Raw genomic sequence first — 22,394 nt, forward strand, 5'->3', positions numbered from 1 at the left:
TGTAGGCAAAGGATTTTACTCTAAGGGTGTGGCAGGCAGGACCAGCAGGCAGTGGACGCCGCTTCGATGATGCTCAGCTTGCCGTCGGCGAATGAGCAGCCGGTATCCAGGTACACGACATTCCCCAATGTCAGCACCTCCGGCACTGTCGAGTGGCCCGTGTACAGCCGGGCAAGGCCGGCGATCGGTGAGTCGTCGCGGTCATTGATCCGGCGGCGTGCGTACAAGGCTTGCATCAGGGCCGCCTGGCGGGTTGCCGGGTCGGCTGCCTGCAGCAGCTCGATCCCCTCGCGCCACGTTAGCCCTTGCTCCCAGCCGGGGAGTTCGGCGTGGATGATGCCCACTTTCTCGGCAGTGCGTAGTTCTATTTCGATAGCGATCGGTAGTGCCTGCAGTTGCTGGGCGATCCGCACTTGCCTGTCGTAAGGGTTTTCATAAAACCACGCGCCGCCGTTTCGGGTATGACGGGGTGGGTCGCCTTGGCCGCTGACCGAGTCGAGGACCATTTGTTCATGGTTGCCTCTGACGGTGTGGAACCAGGGATTGGCGAGCCAGTCTAGGGCCTCGTTGGAGTAGGGGCCACGGTCGACGATGTCGCCTGTGACGAAAAGGCGGTCGTGGGTTGGGGTGAAGTCAACCGTGTTCAGCAGGGACTGGAGCATCTCGAAATGGCCATGAACGTCGCCCACGATGAAGTCGCGGCCGTGCTGATTGGCCGGGAAGGATTTCAGGGGAGGGCTTGGGGGGGGCAGGTTCACGGTTGCGTCGACGGTGGGGTCGTAAAGGGGAGGAGCTTAGCAGCAAGGGTGAGGCGCAGAAAGGTCTGGATTATGAGGAAGGGGTATGCTGGTAGACTCCCGTGCTTGCCATGGCGGAAGTCTATGCGATAGGCGTATTAGCCGTACGAGCTGTCCGCGACGGCAAGCAGAATGAATCACCAGCGTTCGCCGTTGGCTTGGCGAACATTCATTCGCCTGAATTCATCAACTCCAAAACCTCAGTCGCCATAGGTTTCATTATCCGATTGCGCGCAAAGCGCAATACGAATTCCGGTCGTGGTATCTGCTCGAAATGGAGTGTCTGGAACGCCTGTAGCGCATCTGTAGGGTTGCAAGGTGCAAAGACGCCAGCGTTAGTAACTTCCTTGCCGATAAATTCTGCAGTGTAACCACTAGCTCCCGCCCAGATCGGCTTACCGGTGGCGGCGTATTCAAAGAGCTTCGAAGGCAGCACCCGGTGAAACGACTGGAAGTCATTCAGGTGGAGGAACAGCACATCTGACTGATGGTACATGTTAAGCAGCTCTTTTCGCGCGACGGGCCCCAGCAGTTCGACATTGGTCACCCCTTGTTCATATATAGCCTGCTGCAGCATTTGCAAGCGCCCCCCTGCGCCGACAACCCTAAACTGAACTTTGCCCTCTAGCTGCTTGGCGAGCTGGGGAATGATTAAATGAAGCCCTTGCCCATCCCCGATATTGCCGGCATATAACACTTCCACCGGTCGTTGCTCAATTTGCGGGGCCGGCGCGCTCACTGGAAAATCTACGAAGTCTTTATCCACACCGTTAGAGAACAATGAAAAGGGTCTGCCAGGGTAACGAGCGTTGAAATACTCGAGGAAGCCTCGCGAGACAAGATTGACCCGATGGGCCCTTCCGATAGTGAAGCGCTCCAGCGCGCCGAAGATCGCTGACAACGGCGTCGCCAAGGGGGCAGAAAACAGTTCGTCGATGTTTTTGACAAACAGGTCGCGTATGTCCAGGTAGAGTTTTGCCCCTTGTCGATATGCAACCCATGCGCCTAACACTGCTGTCATCAATCGTGAGGAGGTGGCGATCACCAGATCATATCGTTCCTCGCGCGCTAACCGCGCCGCGATACGCGCGAACTGCACGAACGCGCGAGACTGGTCCAGCATGCCGCTCTTATGGGGTGGCAACTGAATCCGGCGAATGCGTACATGTCCTGAATCTTCGACGCTGTCAGCGATTTTTGCATGGGTGTGATAACGGTTCGGCTGAGTTGTGAGCACATCAATGTGCGCGCAACCTAAAGATTGCAAGCGCATTGCTTCAACCAATGCATGGGCGCGAAACGATCCGGCGCTCAAGTCAGGTGGGTAGAAGAATGTCAGTAGCAGGATTCGTTTTTTCATCACTCGGCGCTGCTTCTCATGGGTAGCATATTTGCTTGAACGCATTCGTAGAGCTGAACGAGCTCGTGCTCTTGCCCTTCCCAGTGCAGGACCTGTGCCGCTTTGCACGCTTGCGTCGCATGGTGTTTGCGTTTTCCAACATCCTCTACCAAGGTGCGTAGCGCAGATGCCAATGCTGCACTGTCCCCTGGCGGAACAAGTAAGCCCAGGTCATGGCGGGAGACGACCTGGCGGATTTCCGGAAGGTCAGAAGCCACGACAGGCAGGCCCGCTTGAACGTACTCAAACAACTTGTTGGAATCGGTCGTATAGTGATTCAGGCACGTATTCTCGATGGGCTGCACCCCTATATCCGCGGAGGCGGTATAAGTCGGCAGCTCTGCGAGCGGCACTGTGGGGATGAAATGCACGCGTTCCTGGAGGGCCAGGGTTTCGACGATGGCGTGCAGCGTTTGATTGAGGCGCCCGCCCCCGATGAAGACGAAGTATGCGTTGGGTACTTCTGCAGCAATCGTCGCCAGGCGCTCCAGCCCTCGACCCTGTTGTACGCCGCCTTGATACACGATGATGGGCCAAGCTTTGTCCAATCCGAGTTCATCCCGGATACGCGATGAGCGTGTTGCAGTCTGCATGCGTGGTCGATTTTGAAGCACGATCGGCCGTGGGATGCCATACGCCCTGGCGAAGAACTTGGCACGAGCCTGAGTCGTCGTGATGGTGCCCGACACGCGGGGCATCAGTATCTGCTCGACCAGTGCTACCAGTCGACGAAAGCTCGCATAGCCTTCACGGCTTGTGCTGATTTCGTGGGCATCGTAGATAAGTTTCGCACCGGAGCATCTGGCCGCAAGCCAAGCAGTTGGCAATGTATTCACATCGTGGGCGTGGATGATATCGGCACGCAGGCGTGCCATACGCGAAAACAGACCTGCGTGGGTCCATAGCCTTGCCGCAATCCGCATTATCTGACGCACAGGGCTAAGTTTCGGCAGAGGCCCTGACTGTGAAAGGGGTGTCCGTTGCGGGCGCTGTCCCTCTTTAGCATCCGTTGGCGCCGCAGACGGGCGCTTGCGCCACTTCCAAAAAGGGCTGCGCGCCACGCGTGAAACCTCTATACCTGACTCAAGCCGCTCGTATTCGTGAGTGACGCCAGGTGTATGCAGCGCATGTACTGTGACGTGGTGACCGGCAGCAGCGAGCGTTTGGGCTTCTTTAAGCACCCGGGCGTCATTGCGAAACTCGTTCCATACCACCATGGCGACATTGGCCACATAACCTCCAAAATACATACGTACGCTAAAACAAAAAATGACGCGTGACACAAAGTCTCTACTGGCGGCAGGTATCCAAGGAGACCGAGAGCGCGAAGATAAGGTCAAGCAACTCGACAGCTGTTCTATAATTCTGACGTTGACAGGCTTTTTCGAAAGCAAAGGCGTACGCGGCAAGCTTGGCGTCATCCAGCTCTACAAGCCGTAACTCCGGACGACTCCTTTGCGCTTCGATCAGGGCAAACTCCAGGAACGGCAGCGTTTTCTCAGATACCGGCCAGCCCGCCCCGACAGGTTCCAAGGACCAACGTCCCCATTGGCACGCCCAGATTACGCCGTCCCCGTCGTAGCCTATGGCGTCGGGTGATAGGTCTGTCGTCATCAAGGTCAGCGGCATATTTTGTAGACGCGACCTGATGACGGCCCATGATCCATTCCATTTTTTCGCTAAATCGCGACTGTCATGGGCAAAGAGTTCGAGCCGTGGCAAAACCTCAAGGTCTATTCTTTGCCACAGCATCGGCCGTGACCGGCTAAACATGTCGACCAGCGAGGAGGATGGAGAGAGCGCGAGCAAACCGCTGGTAACCTGCATCGATGCGCGCTTCGCCAGGGCTGGGTCCAAGACGCTGGGGACGGGCCACAGAAACACATGGCAATGGAAACCGTCCACCTCTTCGACCAGGCAAAGCTGGCCAAGAGGAGCGCTTCCCTCATTCATTACTGTAAACAGACTCGCTTCATGTCGAGCCAGAGCAGCCCTGCTCTTACCGAATACCTTGACCAGGTAGGATTGACCACTTCCCGCTACCTCAACTCGCCATTGGACAAGGTCCGCCATGCCGGACTGGAGGATATGCAGGTCAAATTCAGTCTCGATGTTCCCAGTCAGGCGTTGAATAAGTGGCGATATCCATGTGTGGGTTTTCTGCGGGTCTGCCAGAGACCAAAGCGAACCGGACGCCTCGCCATTAGCCTTTCCTGAATAGACATGCCCTTGAAAAAGCAAGGCATTCAACTGCAAGCGTTGCCCATACAGGCTGATCAGATCTGTTACGAACGACGCACACCGCCGCAAGACCTGACGCACCAGTAATAGGGTGAACAGCGCCCAGAACACCGAAACATCGGAGCCCAGTAAAATATCTGCAACGATGCAGCCGAAGGTGATGAAAAATCCGACACTGCCCAGGATGCCAATCAGTTTGAATAGATGATCTTCGGTGTGGCCATGGAAAACTGAAGTGAAATGGTGGATCAGGGTCAGTCCCGCCCATGTGATCGCCAGATAGCCTACGACGACCAATGCTTGCAAGGGGTAAAAGGTGATCAGCGCAATACTGGCGATCGCGATGAAGACGCCACCTGCCAGGGTGCCCGCAAAGCGCTGGTACGCCTTGCTCAGGGTTCGTTCCTGATTGTCAAACAAGGTCAATTTTCGACTGCGGGCAATCAATGCACGTGCGCCGTGGTCCGACAGCCGGGTGAGCAGTCCTTCGGCAATGAGGTGAAACGTAAAAAATACGACTGCAGTGATGCATAAGCCGAGGATAAGCGTTGAACGCTCATAACCGTGGAGCAGCGCCGGAAAGTAGGCGGGGACACGTTCGGACCCCAGCAAGATGATGACTTTAAGTGGCAGCAGTGCCGCTAACAAAGCAGACACCTGGGAGGCCAGTGTGAAAATGACGACCAATATGGATGCAGCAGGTACTACTCGGAAAATCTTACCTCCGACAGACCAGGCCCAGCGCAAAAGATCCGTGACAAACATATAGTTTTCCGAAACAGACACGCCCCGCAAGGGGGTGCCTGCTTTTCAAGACAGGCGATGTGCTGTCAGCTATTTTTCCAGTTGATTTTCATCTGTGTCTTAAATTCTGCCGTACCATTTTGGCGGGTTTCATAACTGATCATGATGGACGGCGCATTACGCTTCGCGTAGCGAACGACGAACAAGCCAGGTGTTTCGCTCTTGATCTTGCGAACATAACCCCGTTTCGCCAGTGTGGAGTAGATCTGTCCTTCGAGAGCCATCAGATCTTCAGGCGATTCAAACACATAACGGTCAAAGTCACCTTGCTCATTGCTCAGCAAGTTATAGCTGCGCAACCGGCCGGCAACATCAAGATTTTCTCCACTCGGCAGGTGGATGGCATTTTTATGCAACACACCCTGTTGCGAAGCTTGCGGGGTCGAAGCAGGGCGCTGGTCAGCGCTGCCGCTGCCCTCTCCACAGCCGGCCAGCATAGCCAGTGCACACAACATCCAAGTCTTTTTAAGCAATTTCAACGTCCCCTATCAAATCTTCTAAAGTCTCAAATACGCTTATCGAGTGATGGCTGCAATACGTTTCCCTGTCAGCGAACTCGCTCCAGGCTGACAAGAAAACAAAATCGATTCGCTGGCTGAGTGCCACGACATGATCGTACTTACTGTCGCCAAGAAACAGTGCAGGCATTAAAATATTACCTGAGGTCATTTCTCTTGCCACAATATCTAACTTGTCATCAGGGCTGCCAAATATCCCCCCGTCAAATAGAGGTGTCAGGCCTCTACTCGCAAAGACCTCGCGTAACTCCACTTGGTCGCCACCCGAGGCGACCAACCAGCGCGCAGAAGGATTAGCACGGCGCAACGTTTCCAAGCCCTTGGCGCTAGCGCATGAAGCGAGCCCAGCCTTGACTGCTGCTGCATACTTGGCCAGCAGCTGTTGCAGTGTGGGCCCCGTCATGTCGGCAGGCACGAGATTCGACAGAAAATACTCGAACTTCTTGTATCGCGAGATACCGCCGTTTTGCGTGTGATACTCCACCAGGTTTTTTGCCGCTTCCGCACCATACGGCAGGGCCGCTTGATAAAATGCCTCGGTCTTGATCCGATTGGAGTCGAGTATGACCCCATCGCAATCAAATACTACGGTTGCGTAATCGCTGAACTTCATACAGCCGCCACGCCGCTGTCGATCATGGCTTCTGCCAAGGTGAAGTCGTCAGGCCAGTCAATATCGAAGCCTTGGAGCCGGTTCGAGACATGCAAGAAAGGCTTGGCGCCAATCCGATCCTGGTGGGTGCGGTATCCCGCGCGGTCCAGGATGAAAATAGCACTGTCAATTTCATAGATAGGCGCTAGTGTCTGCGTACGCGGCCATTTTTCGACGTTTCTATCGTAGTTCAGTGGCTGTTGGCCTTTCCACAGGAAACCATGAACGGCCTTCACCGACATCAGCGAGTCGTAGCCTGATTCGCGTGCGCTGAAATAGGCGTCGATCGCTTCTGCGTAGCTGCGGCTGCTATAAAATGGCGAAGTGACATGTGTCCAGATTATGTGCTCTTCATTGGTGATCTGTTCGGCCAGCGCGATCAGTTGATCGGTACTGGTAGCACTGCTCGCCAATGCGTCTTCGCGCACGTGTATCTGCAGTTTTTTTGATTTAAAGGCTTTGGCGAAATCAAGGATTTCTTCATCGTTGGTGCTGAGCACCACTTCATCGATTTGCTCGCACTGATCCAGTTGGTTGAGTTTGATTTCAATCAATCCGAACTCGAAACCAGCGAATTTTTTAATGTTCTTGCGCGGTACGCGCTCACTACCCTTTCTGCACGGTAGGAAGCATGAAACACTCATGCGTGATCTCCCAGTCTGCCGTACACACTCGCTGCAGGAACCTCGTAACGCGTAGGCGTGATCGCCAGCATATCGACGGCACCCGCACTGCGACGGTACAGCGAAAGCAATTTGTTCATTTCATTATTGCGAGGATCTTCAGCCTCATAGCCGTCGAAACCCGCAAGCAGGATGCGTCGGGCGCCGCCGCTTGCCGACACGGCGAGTGCATAGGCGATGACCAGTGCCGTTGGCAGGACGCAAAAGTCTTCATGGAATTCAAACTCGCCATGCTTGACCTCAACACCGAAGTCCAGCAGGTCTTTCCCCTCTAGCGCCTGACGAACGTCCTGCGGCAGCATCGCGGCGGGAGTGATCAGCGGTTGTGGGAGCGTGACATGCTCCTCGCAATCGGCAAGCAGCCTGACAGGGTGGCAGGCAAGCCGGACATCGATGAACTCCGCCCCGATTTGACCCTGGGTATTAAGGGCCATGACGTAAGGTTTTGCCTGCTTGATATAGCGCTCCAGCGCTACCCGATGTTCACCAACTCCGGGACCGGTACCCAGCAGTAGTACTTCTCGGCCCTTCAGCACGCTGGCAGGGCGCCAATTCCCCCGAGGCGGGCCTTGGTAGAAATTACGCGCAGCCTCTAGTGTATTTGGGCTGAACTTTTTACCACCCTCGATGCGCAAATGCTCGATGACAGCCAAGATGTCTTCTTCACTGTACCGAGAGTCGCCGAGCATTTCCTGAATATAAGTCGGGTGGATCCCGTACTTACCCGCCAGGTAATAATAGGTGTTGGTGCCCCATCCGCACGACTGTTGCATCGGCTGAAAATACTTACGAATCAGCCCCATCAGTGGGACGATGTTGCACGCTTCACCACGACGTTCGGCGATTTCCAGTGCAAGCTGCTCAGTTTTGGCGTTGCCCGGACCGCGCCCCATCCCGGTGACGGTTGCGTCAAGCCAAGTAACGCCGTTAGCGAGAGCGCCTAGCGTATTCTGTAGTGCCATCCCCATGTTGTCATGAGTGTGGATACCCATCGCCCCTTTCCAGTGACGACGTAGCCATCCGATGGTTTCTGCCGTTTGCGTCGGGTTCATGCTGCCCATGCTGTCTGCGAAGTACAACGCATCCAACGGCCAGCGTACTGCCTCTTCCGCCAGTGCCTCGACCTCTTGCTGACTTCTATCCGAAATCTGCATGAGGTTGAAGCCGACAAGAAATCCACGCTCCTTCAGCCAAGACGAGGCGGGCAGGGCCGCTTTGAACTCATGCACATGGCAGGCGATACGGACCAGCTGTACGGGTGAGGTTTGGGCTTCTTCTGGGAACAGGAGCTGGAGGGTTTGCTCAAGAGACCGGTCCCTGCCCATGAGTTCGGAGGCATTGATCATGACGCCAAAAGTCAAATCACTCGGCAGGACCAGGCTGCGAATAAATTCGTCTGTCGTAAATGCTGTTGCGCCTTGGAATCCTGCGTTTTTGAGTGAGCGCAACCCGAGTTCAACGATGTCAACTTTTGCGGCTGACATGGCCTGCAGATAGTCGTTGATCACCGTGATCGGGAAATTCCAGGCGTTGTAATAACCCCCGTCTCGAAGGGTGCAGTCCAAGATCAGGGTTTTCATTCCGTACTCCCGATGATTTTATTAGATTTCACAGAGCTCGTACGATCAGCGAAGCGCACGAAGCCCACCGCTTGATAGCGTGCAACGTCGTTTTCGGCCTTGAATGTAATCTTGGCGTCTGCTTGATAAGGGATGTAGGCAATGCGCTTGCCATCTTGAAGCAAGTAGAAGGCATAGCGCGCATCACCTTCAGAACCTGAAGGCAGGTTCGCGGTGATTGCACACACCAACTGCTCACCGTCGCGCCGTAGCGAAACGCGATTGATCAGTGACGCATTTTTGTCATCGAGTCTGCGGAGCGTCTGTTCAAGTTCTTCCCGGCAGAAGGAAGCCGAGAATAGGTACTTCAATGCTTCAAAGACGAATGCTCTTGGGGGGGCAGCATGTCCCAATCCCCAAGCGTTCGAAATGTATATGAGGGTGTTTTCATCCACCCAGTTTCCGCCAAGCGCAATGTCCGGGGATTTTCCGCTGAAATACTGTGGCAGGTGGACATTGATGTGGTGATGGTCGTGCACATTCTGCAAATAAATAACGGTATTCTGTTGGAAATGTCGGCTGAGCGTGTAGTCAATACCCGTCTGTTTCAGCCTGGAATCGTTGCTGCCTTCACCAGACGATGGGAAACACGTGTTCAAATACGCTGTTACCGATCCCTCGTTGTACGAACTGATATTGATTTGCGGGTTTGCCCCTATCGAATAGCTGTTTGGCAAGTTTCGCCCATAATACAAACTTGCAAACCCACCGCCGCTTCCGCCGTACAAAACTGTGCGACGTGACCCTACCGCGTGGGAAAAACCTTCAATCAGGTTCTGAATTGCAGTTTGGCAGGCGACGCCCTCCATTCCTGCATACCACGCCAAAGAAATGTTGTTGTCGTCGGTGATTGCCGGGTCACTGATCATCAGAATATTTGCATCAACGAGGCCAATCGCGCCGTTACCTGCAAACGCGGGCATTTTGTTGTCCGCTGTTCGGGTCAACGCCGAGTGGAAAAATACCAGGAGATTTTGTGAGCCGTTGGGCACATACCTGAAATACAGCGGCGTCCCTGAGAGATCGCAGCGATAGTTTGCTGTGACCTGCGGGAGGTTGGCAATGCTGTCGGGGGTAGCCGCGACATCAAACTCTCGGTAACCGGAGGTATCTAAGTCATTTGACAGCATGGGCGCTTCCAGTGAAATACAGTCGAGGGCTCGAATGGCGGCGCGCCCTTCGCCTTTCAGGCGGACTGCAAAGCTTAACCGGCGCGTTGAAGGCACGGCCGGCAGGTGCAGGGATTTGCCGAGTGTGATGTATTCGCTTTCGGCTCCACGGCGGTCATCTTTAATGGTTACGACGGTGCTGATCGACAATTTACGGTCTGACTTACCGAGAAACCGTATAACGATCGAGGTGTTGGCGGGTATCTCAAGATCCCCTGGCAAGCGCATGACTTTTGCTCGATCAGGCACCAGCGCCAGCAACATATGCCGTTGGCCAGTGTCCGCGGTGAGTTCAATACCGTCGTCGATGACGGTCAGCGTCACATCCCTCGAGGCTTTGAGTTGTATGCCCTTCACGTCCAGCCGCGACGTGTTCTTCTTTCTCACGGCGTCGTAATACGAACGCATCAAGTCTGGATCTATCGAATAGGAGACCTCTGACCAATTGCGGCTGCCCGCCGGGTCGTCCACTACCCAAGACAGAGGGACAAAGTAGGTATCGGGGTGAACGTGATCGGTGTGCATTGCAGTCCGCGCGCCGTAGCCTATACCTGGTCTGCGGTTAAAGCGCGCAACATACATCGAGTCGGTGAGGAAGCTGGTTAGGAATAGCGAAACGTAGTGGGCGCAGGCAATTTTTTTCTGCGCGCTGACACCAATCAGGTTAACAATGGTGTTTTGCGGTACTAGGCCCATCACCACGTCGTTGAGTAGCTTCATTTCAGCGCCACATGCGGTGGCTCTGAAATTCGGTCCTTCATCATCTGTCGCCGTCAAGCCATCAAAGATGAACAACGGCGCACTGTGAGCCTGCAATAGATCGGCGATTATTTCGCGAATGGCTTGAATTTGTTCTTTCCAAATTCGTTTTTCCAAGCACAAGCCGAACCAGAAGACCCCGTCAGCGCCCTCTAGCCTTTCTATCAATATGGGCTCATCACGCTGCAGCCTTCGCAGGCTTTCCGTCACGATCAGTGCATCATACTGGATGAAGTCACTCGGACGAGACTGAGGGTACCCAGAGGATACAATTGATTTTTTTTGCGCGAGTAGATAGTCGCTCAGTGCTGCGTCAGACTCGAACTCACGCCCTTGATCCTTGCCGAACATACTGAAAGCAGGGAAGAAGCTTCCGCCACGAATACTGAGAATGTCGTGCTCTGCGCGAACGCTGTCCCGGTAGGTCATTGCACTAGGCAACATATCATAAAAATAGTGATATGGCCGAGCATAGGAAACCAGGAGACCAGCGCTGCGGTTTTGCACCAACACGGCGGATAAGAAGTACTGCTCAAATTCGTCTTTGCGTGAGGCGCAGTACTCGTGGAGCACATTAAGGCAGCTGTTCGGCAAGTCGATGGTGTCAAGCTTCAAGAGTAAACGCAATGCAGGGTAATACAAGGCGCGGCAGAACTTATGATGTTGCACCATTACGGCCAATGTGCCGTTGTCGTCGAAATAAATGAAGTTTCTACTGGCCAGGTACGTGCTGCCCAACATTCTCATGGTGCCAGCATGTCGAGGTGATGCGACCAATACTGGCTTCCCTGCGAGGCTGGAATTGACGATGTCTTCGGCGTTACGGGTCGTGACCTGGGTGTAGAAGTCATTCAGACCGGGCAGGGTGTCGATAGTGGCGCCGCTGTCCAACGTCACGACGTCAACGTCTTGACCAAATTCCAGCATTGATAACTGCTTGGCTAGCATCATGGGCTGTAAGTTTTCACGATTAGAGCAATTGAAAGTGGTCATGGCCTCCAGCACCTTTTCGTAGGTGCCGGAGGTGTAATGAAAAGGACTCACTCCCCACTTGTGTGTAGGGTCTGCATGCAGCTCGTCTGCAGAAAATGTCACAAACTGGTCTGGCTGAAGATCCTGTGCCATTCGTTTGTACATTTTCCGGAGAAAGTCGTTGTTCTTCTCGATCCAGCCTTCTCTGTACATGTCTTCGAGCGAACGTCCCTCAACATCCCTCTTGGCCCACAAGACTCGGTTGACCAACACTTTGTCGAGCTGCTGCGTTTTCAGGAGTATCCCTACCAGCACCTGCCAACCCCGCTCCCACAATGCAAAATGCTCGTCACTCACCGCAGGCACTGTCTCATGCTGGGGGTAGGCAGTCGTGAAGTCGGTTTTCAACAGTTCGTTGGAGAGAGAAAAAATCGCGCCGGTTTCGGGTGAGCGGGACAGCGCAAAGCGCTCATCAATCAAGTCGATGAGCAGGACATCGAATGCCTCGCGCTGCACACTAGCAAGAAATGTTTTCTCCAGTTCATACGTCACGATTCGGCGCTGGAACGCAGACGTAATCTCCGACAGTGAGACCTCGCGATCGCTGGCGGCGGTACCCACACCGGCCAGTGAAGAGCGCGCAAAATAATCGACGAGGGTGATGATCCCGTCTTTGTCATATTCGACCGCGTCTCGCGACACACAGCTGCCAAAAATAAGAACGTTGATTACTTGCATGTCATTACCTAAAAGCGGCCCGTGCGCTCGATGCCAACCTGTCACTGGGTAGGTGACCAGGCGGCTCGGCGCTCCAGGCAGGTAGCTTCGACTATCAACCCTGTTGAATCAGTTCGATTTCACGGGTGATGATCGAATGCTTGGCAGTTTGATTTTCCACGCGCGCACGTGCTGCCGCGGATAACCTGCGGAATAATTCTGGTGACTCGACAACACGGGCAATCCCTGCCGCCATCGCCTGCGCATCATCCCCGGGAGCCAGTATTGCGCAATCCTCATCGGCGAACTCTGGAATGGCTGTTACGTTGTTGGTTACGGCCACGAGCCCGGAGGCCATGGCCTCATCACGGGAAACACCTTGCGCGTCCATGCGGGTAGGGCAGAGGAAGAGACCGTATTCCTTATGCAATGCAGCGATTTCCTGATGTTTAAGGAAGCCGCGCTCGATGGTCACGTTCGAGAACCTGCGCAGGGGCGCAAGGGTCTGCTCAAACAAGGCCCCGTCACCAATCATACGGATGTCGAGGTTATTGAAGTAGGGCTTTTCGGCTAGCAGTTCGATTGCCTTCACGCTCAAGTCATTGGCGTATTTGGCTGATGCATAGGGACGTATGGACAGTAGCTTCAAGCGCTGTTCGAGGGGTTTCTCATGATAGGAGAATGTCTCCGTATCAATCGGATTGTGAATGATCTCGTAGCACGCTTCAGGAATACGGAATCCAAGGTCTTCCATCACCTCTTCGGCAAAGTAGCGAGAGACGAATACCAGCTTCAGGTTTTTCGGCATGTTGCCCAGCGTTTCGCGCCAGAACGTCATGCGCTTGTCGCTCTCAAGTTTCGCTGACGCCAACTGGTTTTCGTCTGCGTAGTTGTACTCACGGCGCCACCAAGGCTGGATTTCGGCACCGTGCACCCACACCACAATTTTCACGGTAGGGCTAAGGTGCTTGAGTACTTCCCACATCTCAGGATCAAGGAAGTGCACCAGCACGCTTTTGTACTGTCCGCTTTCCAGCATCTTGCCAAGCGTTGATTGGCAGCCCGTCACGACGTCCACGTTCTGGAACTCGTGGTAGCTCACGGCTTCATGCTTGCGCAGTCGGAAAATATCGACGCCCAATCGCTGTTCCTGATAGGCCGTGACCCGTGTATGAACGAAGCCATTACGGTAGAGGTCTGCATAGGCAGGATAGTGATTGGTTACCAGCAGATGTTCCGCCCGCGCTAACATCTCCGATGGCTGCAGGTTGCGATGGCCGAGCACCAGCGCTTTGATCTCGGTGTTGCCAGCAGCGTAGGCGCGCAGGCCAAAGCGGACGAAGACCGCTTCGGGCGGAACCTCCGACGTCTGGTTCCTGTTGGCGTGCTGCATGACGTGACTGATCCGTTGCTTGTCGGCATCCAGGAACATCACCACCAACTGCAAGTTGAGACCTGGGGTGCAGTCAAGGAACAGCTTTAACTGGCCGCTCTCGATATTGAGCTCGTCCAGGTTGGTGTCTTGCAGGGAATACACGTATTCATGCTTGCCGTCCTCCAGCCTGGAGTGGACGCGCCAGTTGTCGCCATCCACTTCCAGGTCCAGAAACTTGTTACGCGTTACGCTGAACAGTTCAGCCATGGCGCGCCCCGAGATCTCCGGTGCGTCGTGGCTGACCTCCAAAGGCGCAATGGCTTCAGCACGGGCCTGCAATTGACCTATGGTGAGGCCGCAGTCGATCTCCAGGTCGTTGACCTGGCTAGAGATGGCTTGCGCTTGCGCTTCGCCGTTCTCACAGTAGTTGAACGGGTCGATGGCCAGACTCTGCTCATAGGTGTAGTGCAGTGACGGCAGGTTTTTCAGCCAGCTGCGAAGCGGCTGGGCAGCAACCAGGTCGGCTGAGACCATCGAGCGTCGTGCGCTCAAGGTTTCGGTAGGACGGTAGGCTTTGCCATCCGCGAGCAACTGAGCACCTTGGCCGTCCCAAGCGAAGTGCGCGACCTTGCCGACTACTTTGGCGCGGCTGTAACGCGTCGCCAAGGCAAGGTCCAGCAGGTAGTTGGGGCCGTAGTGGTCGTCAGCGCACAGCCCTGCAACCCATGGAGTTTCGCCGATCAGCTCGCCCAGGGTGGTCTTCTTCAACTGCGCACGCTTGACTACCTGGATGCGTGCATCGTCCTGCACCGCACTGGCATCGAAAGCATCGGTGACAATGAACAGTCGCACGTTGTCGTGGGTCTGGCGGTTCAGGTGGTTGCGCAGTGCAGCCAATTGATCGCGATCATTGGCTTCGCCAATCAGCGCAACCTGAGGCAGGTGATGGGCTTCGGTCTTGCCACTGACCTTGCTCACCACATAGTCGAGCCGCTGGGTGTAGGTATGCTCTTGCATGACCTTGCGCAGGGCCGCCAGGCGCAGTTTGTCGCTGTTGAGCGGGTTTTCAGCCAACAATTGGAGGCGCCGCAGCATCTCTTCACCGTTGTCGGTCGTTACAACCAGGTCGCCGAACAGCAGGCGTACGCCCCGTGAGAAGTTACTCACGGTGAGCGTATTGCAGCCCAGCAGCTCGAATACCCGGCGCGCGAACATTGATTGCGACTGCTTGATCGAGTTGAGGTTGATCGCGTAGCGGTAGCCTTTGTAGGCAGTGTCGATTTTCTCGAATGGCAAGGTGCCGACGATGTAGGGCTGGTACTCGGCCGGGAACTGGTAGTTCGCATCGTTCTTGCCGTAGTTTCGGTCGAAGATCTCCAGGGGACGGAACTTGGCCAGCTCGCTGACAAAGTTACCCAGGTCACGGGTTCGCTCGGGGTAGCGTGCGTAGTAGGCGCCGGCAAAGCAGAAGGCGTCCTTGCGTTCATAGAGTTCGATCGGGTTGTGCAGCGCTGGCTGGCAGGCAAACGGCAGCAGGTAGACCCGCTCGTGGCCCAGCGCGCCCTTGTAGCGGTGGATGCAGTCGATATCCGTCGTAAATACGTGGTCGAACTGTTTGGCAGTGGTCAGGAAGGTCTCGAAGTGAACCGGGTCTTCCTTGTTCCAGAATACTGTTGGGACCTCATGCTCACGGCACCAGGCGAGGATGCATTGCAGCTCCTGGCTGTTATGTCCAACCTTGCTGCCCCAGAGGTCGTCCTTGCCGCGCCAGGCAGACTCAATGAAGAGCAGTTCGGGGCCAAAACCTTCCAGTTCAGCTTTCCAGTTAACCGGGGTGAGCGGTTGCAGGATGCACTCGTGGCGGTAGGAGCCGAAGGTGAACTCGTCCATGATGCACGCCACCTTGAGCTTGCTCGCCGGCTGGTCGGCGTTGCGCAGTAGGTTGGCACGGCTGTTTTCGCTACTCGGAAGTACAGGCGGCAGCTTCAGGTAGTTTTCGTCCTGTAGCGGTGGGGATGGGGGTAGGACAGCCTTCGGCGCGTCGCTGGCCAGAAGCTTCTGTTGGCTCTGCTGTCGCTGATTACTGGCTTTTCGGTACAAGCGCAGCAGCCGGACAGGCAGCTTGACCAGTCCTCCGAGAGAGCTTGCACTGCTCTTGATCTGATAGCCCAACTGATACGTCAGGCTGGCGCGTGTCTTGACCAGGCGCTGTTCGGCAAGGTGGCGCTGCGAATTCGCGCGCTGTAGATGCTCGTTCAGTTCGTCGATCTTGAGTTGCTGCGCCGCACTGCGTTCCAGCAACTGGTTGAGGCTCGCTTTCAGTTGCGGTATCTGCTCGCCGGTTACGGTGCGGTACTTCATGTTTGCCACGCCCAGTCCTGTACGGGAGGCGTTCAGTTCATTTTCCAGTTGCAGGCGCAGGCCTTGCCATTGCTCCTGGGTGGCTGCGAGCATGGTTTCGGCCGCTTGACGGCTAGCGCTCTCCAGCAGCAGTTGTTGCTCAAGAGCGTCTCGCGCTTCTTCCAGTGCGGCGATTGCCTGCGATAGTTGGGCAAGCTGGTCGTCGTCCTGCGCTTTCGTCTTGACCATGACTTGCACCTGATGGTCCAGCTCACCACGCTGCTCCAGCAAGGCGGTGATGGTATCCGCCTGTGCGTGGTGCTCGCGTTGTAGCTGACCGGCTTGCTCAGTCAAGGCGCTCACGTGCTCATAGAGGGAAGCATGCTGCTCCTGGAGGGCGGAATGCCTTACGTCCAGAGCGCCGCTCTGCTCTGTCAGTACCTCTAACGCGTGCTGGCGCTGAGTTAGCGTTGCGCTGAGTTGCTCAATTTGCAGCGTCTGGTCGGAGGATGTCTGCAACGATCGCTGTAGTTCGGCGTTAGACCCACGGAGTTGTTCTTCGAGGGCTTGCTCCCGAACGTGAGCGCTATTCAAGTCGTTCCGCACTGAGAGCAGCTTTTGTGCGGCCTCAGTCTCATAGTGTGCGCGAGCCACGTCCACGGCGGCGAGATGTTCTTTCAGTTGACCGAACTGTTGCGTTGCCGCACGGTACTTCTCATTGCTTTCGGCGAGCTGCTGGCGGAGAGCCTCCAACTCATCTTTCAGTGCTTGGATGTTGGTCGCGCTGGCTTGCAGTGATTCGCTGCTAGCGCGCTGCACAGTGGCAAGTTCTTTCTCCTGCTCCTGCAGCTGTTTGGACAGCGCCTCCACTTTTTGGGCTTCTGGTTTCAGCAGGGTGATCTGTTCGGTCGCGACGCGGTACTTCCTGTTCGCTTCATCCAGACGCTGCTTGATCTCATCGAGCTCCTGGACGATTCGCGCCTTGGCTTCGAGGATTTCACGATTGGATTTTTGCTGGGCGGCAACATCCGCCTCGCGGCTTTGCAACTGTCGTGACAGGGCTTCAGCTTTTTGGGCTTCCGGCTTGAGCTGGGTAATCTGTTCAGTTGCGCTGCGATATTTCTTGTTGGCCTCTTCAAGGCGCTTGCTGATCGTCGTGATGTTCTCGCGCAGATTACGCTCGATTGCCTCGAAAGCCTTCTCCAGCTCTCGGACGCGTTGCGCCGGCAGTGAGTCGATTGCCTGCGCGTCAGCGACTGCGGCTTTCTGCGCCACGATGCCAAGCCATTTGCCCAGGACCTTGATCTCAGTGATCTGCAGGTATTCGCTGAGGAGTTGGAAGGGCTCCATCAAGTAGAATGTATGTTTGTGATCGATAAAGTCATTCACCCCGAACGGTACGGTGATGACCAGACGTCCATTGCTCTTGAGCAGGCTAGCGGCCTTCTCGACAAACAGCTCAGGCCTCACCAGGTGCTCAAGCACTTCGCTGATGACGATCGTGTCAGGCTCTACATCCACCACATCCAGGCCGAGGAAGTCGGCGTTGACGTAGGTAATGTTCTGCTGCACATGCGCAGGCTCGGCAGCGAGGTAACTCTTGGCCTCCTCGATCGCCTGGGGGCTAGTGTCGACCCCGGTCACCTGACAACCCTCGCGTGCGAGAAGCAACGGCACGATCCCTTGCGAACAGCCCACATCCAATACCCGACGCCCTTTGATCTGAGCGCAGATCCAGTGAATGCGGGCGTGGGTTTCCCGCATGAACTGCTCACCCAGCTCGCCGTAATAGGCTTCCATCACACGGTCATGAATGTCGGCCAAGGGTGATGGCAGCTCGTTGTTCACGGTAGGGTTCTCATGCGTCGGGTTGTTCATGCGGATTGTTCCATCAAGCCTGGTTGACGCCTGCAGCGTCGATGACGAACGCAGCATCGCGCACGTTGAATGCACCACGGAACTCGCGATGCTTGACCAGCAATACGTGAATGTCCGCGCTGTCCTGCGCGTACTCGAAGTCCACGTGCTCATGGCGCGCCAGCGTTTCTGGCAACTGCTCGATGTTCGGCTCGACCAGCTGCAGGGTGCATTCCAGCTCGTTACCCAGGCGCTGCGCGATGCTGAGTGCCGGGCTTTCGCGAAGGTCATCGATATCGGGCTTGAACGCCAGGCCGTAGCAGGCGATCTCAACCTGCTGCGCCGACTTGCTCTGGTTCTTGATGAGGAAGTTCGCCAGCGCCATCTTGACCTTGTTGATCACCCATTCCGGCTTGCTGTCGTTGACCACCCGCGCGGTGCGGATCAGGCGCGCTTGCTCTGGCGTCTGGCTAACGATGAACCATGGGTCGACGGCGATGCAGTGGCCGCCGACGCCAGGGCCCGGCTGGAGAATGTTGACGCGCGGGTGGTGGTTGGCCAGGCGGATCAGCTCCCAGACGTCGATGTTCAGCTTGTCGCAAATCATCGACAGTTCGTTCGCGAACGCGATGTTGACGTCACGGAAGCTGTTTTCAGTCAGCTTGCACATTTCAGCGGTGCGCGCATTGGTGATAATGCACTCGCCCTCGACGAAGGTGCGGTAGAGCCGTACGGCCGCCTCCGAGCACTTCTTGGTCATGCCGCCGATGATCCGGTCATTCTCGACAAGCTCACGCAACACATGACCCGGCAGGACGCGCTCAGGGCAATGAGCGATGCGGATATCGGACGCTTCACCGTGGGTCTGCGGGAAGGTCAGGTCCGGTCGTGCCTTCGCCAGCCAGAACGCCATCTGCTCGGTGGCGCCGACTGGCGAGGTGGACTCCAGGATGACCAGGTCGCCTTTTTTCAGTACCGGCGCGATCGCTTCGCTGGCCGACTCGATGTAGCGCAGGTCTGGCTCATGGTCAGCCATGAACGGTGTCGGCACGGCAATCAGGAAGGCGTCGGCAGGCTCGGGCACGGTCGATGCGCGCAGGTAGCCTTCAGTGACGGCGGCGTGCACGACCATATCCAGCTCGGGTTCGACGATGTGGATCTCGCCGCGGTTGATGGTGTCAACCGCGTGCTGGTTGATGTCGATGCCGATTACCTGCTTCTTGCGAGCGGCAAATACTGCGGCAGTTGGCAGGCCGATATAGCCCAGGCCAATGACGGAAATCTTGTTGAAGCTCATACGGCATCCTTGGAGGTCGAGAAAGTGGCAAGGGCATCAAGGATTCGCGCGCAGGCTTTTCCGTCGCCGTAAGGGTTATGGGCAAAACTCATCTGGCGGTAGCTTTCAGCATCGCTGAGCAGTGTGGCCAGGTGTTGAGTAATCGAGTCGACGTCAGTGCCGACCAGCTTGACCGTGCCGGCAGCGACTGCCTCGGGCCGCTCAGTGGTGTCACGCATCACCAGCACCGGTTTGCCGAGTGCCGGGGCTTCTTCCTGGATGCCGCCGGAGTCGGTCAGGATCAGGTACGAGCGGCTCATCAGGTAGACGAACGGCAGGTAGTCCAGTGGCTCGATCAGGTGGATGTTGCTGATGCCCGCCAGCAGGCGGTTGACCGGCTCGCGCACATTCGGGTTGAGGTGCACCGGGTATACCAGGTCGACATCCGGGAACCGTCGTGCGGTCCGCACCAGCGCCTGGCAGATGCGCTCGAAGCCACCGCCGAAGTTTTCCCGACGGTGGCCAGTGACCAGCACGAGGCGGCGGTTTTCATTGAGGAACTCGAACTGGCCTTTGAACTGCGCCTGCAATTGCGGGCTGTCCAGGCGGCTGACCACTTCCAGCAGCGCATCGATCACGGTGTTGCCGGTGGTGTGAATCTGCTCGGCGCTGATGCCTTCCCTGCGCAGGTTGTCGCAGGAGGTCGAGGTCGGCGCAAAGTGCAGGGCTGCCAAGGTGCCGGTCAGGCGTCGGTTGCCTTCTTCAGGCCAAGGCGAATACAGGTTGTTGGTGCGCAGGCCGGCTTCGACATGGCCGATCGGAATCTGCTGGTAGTACGCAGCCAGGCTGGTGGCGAAAGTGGTCGCAGTGTCGCCGTGCACCAGTACGATATCGGGTTTGAACTCGTCCAGAATCGGCTTCAGACCTTGTAGGATTGCGGTGGTGACGTCAGTCAGATCCTGTCCCGCCTTCATGATATTGAGGTCGTAGTCAGGGCTGATATCGAACAGGTCAAGCACTTGGTCGAGCATGTGGCGGTGCTGGCCTGTTACACACACTCGCGACTCGAACCGCTCGTCGTTGGCAAGACTGAGCACCAGTGGCGCCATCTTGATCGCTTCAGGACGGGTACCGAATACAGTAAGGGTTTTGAGGGGCACGGCAGCATTCTTCTCTTTGTGGCGAAATAGAAAAGGAAGCGGCTGATATCGCGCACAGCGAGAAGCAGCCGATCAGCGTTGCAGCCAGGTGGCATGCGCGGCAAAGGGCGTGCTGGGAGGGTTTGGTGAAAAATTGTTCACCAATTCGGATCCTTCCGGCAGACAGATTTCCTCAGGTGCGTGAATTTACCATTCTGTAGGAGAAATCGCATCCCGTTTGGCACGCTCTTTTCCTTGGCGGGCCGCATTAGGTGATCACAAATCGATTAAGTCGTTTCATTTTAATGAATATATATCATCTTATTCGATTGGCGGTGGCAACATGATGTCCACATTCTGATGTTATACGGTGTTGTGAGCGCTCAATCGTCTATCAGTTCCAAGACACAAATAGAAATATAATCAAGGTGGATTCGTCTGAATGAAATTCACCTGAAGATTTTTTCGCATTCATCTACGCCTTTCGAGCAATCGGCAGTCTGTTCTATGTCGATAGTGGCGTTCTGATCTGGTAACGATTTGGCGGTTTGCCAGCCACAGGGTTGGCGCTAGGGTGAAAGGGCAGCCAAGGAAGCTGCGACCCTATCTCAAGGAGTATTGATCATGCGCAAGAGTGTTTTGCCCTACCTGTTTCTACCGCTGATGGCCTGCCTGACGTTTTCGGCACATGCAGCGCCACCTACCGCCTCAGTGGTATTGGAGCAGACTGCTGTTCAATCCAGTGAGCTGTTTTCGGGTGCTGCGCAGTTGGACCTGAACAAGGCTGATGCCGCCTCTTTGCAAGCGCACCTGAGCGGCATCGGCAGGGCCAAGGCAGAAGCCATCGTTGCCTATCGCGAGGCGCACGGGCCTTTCGCCTCGGTTGATGAGTTGTTAGAGATAAAAGGCATCGGTAACGCTCTGCTCGAGCGTAATCGCGACAAGCTGGCCGTGCAGTAACCGCCTCGCAGTGGCCGACGATTGCGTCGGTCACTGTTCACCTAATTGCGGGATCAGCGATCCTTGGCCTCTTTGGCATCCATCTGCGCATTACGCTCATGCACCTTGCGCAGCTGCTCCTCTGTCAACGGCAACTTCTTCGCCGTATCACGCAGCATCATCAAACCACCCACGATCGAGCCGATGGCAACGACCAATATCAACCAGGCATACCAAGGCATCGTCATTCTCCTACGGGCAGTAAACAGCTTCGCTTGTACCAATTACGAGCGGACGCAACGCCCTTTGGTTCCATTATAGCCCTCGCAAACCCTGCCATTCTCGTGACCTGCGGCCTGCAAAGCGCACCCCACTTGGTTTACAATGCGCGCCGTTTACGACCCGCCATGAGACCTTGCCAATGCCTGCTTGCCAGACGCCCCTGATCGTCGCCCTGGATTTCCCTACCCGTGAAGCTGCCCTGCAGTTGGCCGACCAGCTCGACCCTGCACTGTGCCGGGTAAAGGTTGGCAAGGAACTGTTCACCAGCAGCGCTTCGGGTATCGTCGAGACGTTGTGCGCCAAGGGCTTCGAGGTGTTCCTCGATCTCAAATTCCATGACATCCCCAATACCACCGCGATGGCAGTCAAGGCCGCCGCCGAGATGGGCGTGTGGATGGTCAACGTGCACTGCTCGGGCGGCCTGCGCATGATGGCGGCGTGCCGCGATGTGCTGGACAAGCGTAGTGGGCCGCAGCCGTTGCTGATCGGTGTGACCGTGCTGACCAGCATGGAACGTGAGGACCTGGCCGGTATTGGTCTGGATATCGAGCCACAGGAGCAAGTGCTGCGTCTGGCGGCATTGGCTGAGAAGGCCGGTATGGACGGGCTGGTCTGCTCGGCGCTGGAGGCCACTGCACTGAAAGCGGCCCATCCGTCGCTGCAACTGGTGACCCCGGGGATTCGTCCTGCCGGCAGCGCACAAGACGACCAGCGCCGCATTCTCACCCCGCGCCAGGCGCTGGATGCTGGGTCTGATTACCTGGTTATTGGTCGCCCGATCAGCCAAGCGGCCGATCCGGCCCAGGCACTTGCGGCAGTTGTTGCCGAGATTCGCGGCTGAATACAGCCCTGCACA

At 56.1% G+C, this 22,394-nt stretch carries 15 protein-coding genes; 2 read left to right on the forward strand and 13 right to left on the reverse strand.

Features of this window, described 5'->3' with window-relative positions; all coding sequences use genetic code 11:
• Nucleotides 1-20 precede the first annotated feature (20 nt).
• The 12 genes from FW789_RS00705 to wecB all read right to left on the reverse strand — a co-directional run bounded on the left by FW789_RS00705 (nucleotide 21) and on the right by wecB (nucleotide 20,338).
• Nucleotides 21-758 carry a metallophosphoesterase gene (locus FW789_RS00705; protein WP_446430759.1) on the reverse strand — a complete coding sequence of 246 codons (738 nt, stop codon included), beginning with the start codon at nucleotides 756-758 and terminating at the stop codon, nucleotides 21-23.
• Nucleotides 759-966: 208 nt separating this feature from the next.
• Nucleotides 967-2,157 (reverse strand): glycosyltransferase family 4 protein, encoded by a 1,191-nt coding sequence (locus tag FW789_RS00710; protein WP_446430760.1) that lies wholly within the window; start codon nucleotides 2,155-2,157, stop codon nucleotides 967-969.
• Nucleotides 2,157-3,479, reverse strand: coding sequence for a glycosyltransferase family 4 protein (locus FW789_RS00715; protein ID WP_446430761.1), 1,323 nt, complete (start codon nucleotides 3,477-3,479; stop codon nucleotides 2,157-2,159). Before FW789_RS00715 ends, FW789_RS00710 begins: the two co-directional genes overlap by 1 nt.
• A 7-nt stretch (nucleotides 3,480-3,486) precedes the next feature.
• Nucleotides 3,487-5,223, reverse strand: a complete 1,737-nt coding sequence (locus FW789_RS00720) for a hypothetical protein (RefSeq protein WP_446430762.1) — start codon at nucleotides 5,221-5,223, stop codon at nucleotides 3,487-3,489.
• A 44-nt stretch (nucleotides 5,224-5,267) separates the two neighbouring features.
• Nucleotides 5,268-5,696 carry a hypothetical protein gene (locus FW789_RS00725; RefSeq protein WP_446430763.1) on the reverse strand — a complete coding sequence of 143 codons (429 nt, stop codon included), beginning with the start codon at nucleotides 5,694-5,696 and terminating at the stop codon, nucleotides 5,268-5,270.
• 10 nt (nucleotides 5,697-5,706) lie between these two features.
• Nucleotides 5,707-6,372: an HAD family hydrolase gene (locus FW789_RS00730; RefSeq protein ID WP_446430764.1), complete on the reverse strand. Its 666-nt coding sequence runs from the start codon at nucleotides 6,370-6,372 to the stop codon at nucleotides 5,707-5,709.
• Nucleotides 6,369-7,055: an acylneuraminate cytidylyltransferase family protein gene (locus FW789_RS00735; RefSeq protein WP_446430765.1), complete on the reverse strand. Its 687-nt coding sequence runs from the start codon at nucleotides 7,053-7,055 to the stop codon at nucleotides 6,369-6,371. Before FW789_RS00735 ends, FW789_RS00730 begins: the two co-directional genes overlap by 4 nt.
• Nucleotides 7,052-8,674, reverse strand: a complete 1,623-nt coding sequence (locus FW789_RS00740) for an aldolase catalytic domain-containing protein (RefSeq protein ID WP_101321618.1) — start codon at nucleotides 8,672-8,674, stop codon at nucleotides 7,052-7,054. Before FW789_RS00740 ends, FW789_RS00735 begins: the two co-directional genes overlap by 4 nt.
• The gene (locus tag FW789_RS00745; protein ID WP_446430766.1) at nucleotides 8,671-12,351 is read right to left on the reverse strand and encodes a DUF6270 domain-containing protein; all 3,681 of its coding nucleotides are present in this window, start codon (nucleotides 12,349-12,351) and stop codon (nucleotides 8,671-8,673) included. The genes FW789_RS00740 and FW789_RS00745 overlap by 4 nt, the downstream gene beginning before the upstream one ends.
• A gap of 94 nt (nucleotides 12,352-12,445) precedes the next feature.
• A complete protein-coding gene (locus FW789_RS00750; RefSeq protein ID WP_446430767.1) occupies nucleotides 12,446-17,923 on the reverse strand; it encodes a glycosyltransferase family protein in 5,478 nt (1,825 codons plus the stop codon).
• Between the two features lie 13 nt (nucleotides 17,924-17,936).
• A complete protein-coding gene (gene wecC, locus FW789_RS00755; protein ID WP_446430768.1) occupies nucleotides 17,937-19,199 on the reverse strand; it encodes a UDP-N-acetyl-D-mannosamine dehydrogenase in 1,263 nt (420 codons plus the stop codon).
• Nucleotides 19,196-20,338, reverse strand: a complete 1,143-nt coding sequence (gene wecB / locus FW789_RS00760; protein ID WP_411562745.1) for a non-hydrolyzing UDP-N-acetylglucosamine 2-epimerase — start codon at nucleotides 20,336-20,338, stop codon at nucleotides 19,196-19,198. Before wecB ends, wecC begins: the two co-directional genes overlap by 4 nt.
• A 603-nt stretch (nucleotides 20,339-20,941) precedes the next feature.
• On the opposite strand from wecB, the gene FW789_RS00765 reads away from it, so the two are divergent.
• Nucleotides 20,942-21,277 carry a ComEA family DNA-binding protein gene (locus FW789_RS00765; protein WP_411562746.1) on the forward strand — a complete coding sequence of 112 codons (336 nt, stop codon included), beginning with the start codon at nucleotides 20,942-20,944 and terminating at the stop codon, nucleotides 21,275-21,277.
• A gap of 53 nt (nucleotides 21,278-21,330) precedes the next feature.
• Here the strand turns inward: FW789_RS00765 and FW789_RS00770 are convergent, their stop codons facing one another.
• On the reverse strand, nucleotides 21,331-21,498 hold the full coding sequence (locus FW789_RS00770) for a DUF2897 family protein (RefSeq protein ID WP_411562748.1): 168 nt from the start codon (nucleotides 21,496-21,498) through the stop codon (nucleotides 21,331-21,333).
• A gap of 179 nt (nucleotides 21,499-21,677) precedes the next feature.
• Here FW789_RS00770 and pyrF point away from each other — a divergent pair, with 179 nt between their 5' ends.
• Nucleotides 21,678-22,379, forward strand: coding sequence for an orotidine-5'-phosphate decarboxylase (pyrF, locus tag FW789_RS00775; RefSeq protein WP_103438183.1), 702 nt, complete (start codon nucleotides 21,678-21,680; stop codon nucleotides 22,377-22,379).
• Nucleotides 22,380-22,394 lie beyond the last annotated feature (15 nt).

The sequence above is a fragment of the Pseudomonas sp. 1121_17 genome, from assembly GCF_052850745.1.

Coding starts and splice junctions, on each gene's coding strand:
- wecC (WP_446430768.1), bottom strand. CDS start 19,199: ATGAGCTTCAACAAGATTTCCGTCATTGGCCTGGGCTATATCGGCCTG.
- FW789_RS00740 (WP_101321618.1), bottom strand. CDS start 8,674: ATGAAAACCCTGATCTTGGACTGCACCCTTCGAGACGGGGGTTATTAC.
- FW789_RS00770 (WP_411562748.1), bottom strand. CDS start 21,498: ATGCCTTGGTATGCCTGGTTGATATTGGTCGTTGCCATCGGCTCGATC.
- pyrF (WP_103438183.1), top strand. CDS start 21,678: ATGCCTGCTTGCCAGACGCCCCTGATCGTCGCCCTGGATTTCCCTACC.
- FW789_RS00730 (WP_446430764.1), bottom strand. CDS start 6,372: ATGAAGTTCAGCGATTACGCAACCGTAGTATTTGATTGCGATGGGGTC.
- FW789_RS00745 (WP_446430766.1), bottom strand. CDS start 12,351: ATGCAAGTAATCAACGTTCTTATTTTTGGCAGCTGTGTGTCGCGAGAC.
- FW789_RS00710 (WP_446430760.1), bottom strand. CDS start 2,157: ATGAAAAAACGAATCCTGCTACTGACATTCTTCTACCCACCTGACTTG.
- FW789_RS00750 (WP_446430767.1), bottom strand. CDS start 17,923: ATGAACAACCCGACGCATGAGAACCCTACCGTGAACAACGAGCTGCCA.
- FW789_RS00765 (WP_411562746.1), top strand. CDS start 20,942: ATGCGCAAGAGTGTTTTGCCCTACCTGTTTCTACCGCTGATGGCCTGC.
- FW789_RS00735 (WP_446430765.1), bottom strand. CDS start 7,055: ATGAGTGTTTCATGCTTCCTACCGTGCAGAAAGGGTAGTGAGCGCGTA.
- FW789_RS00725 (WP_446430763.1), bottom strand. CDS start 5,696: ATGTTGTGTGCACTGGCTATGCTGGCCGGCTGTGGAGAGGGCAGCGGC.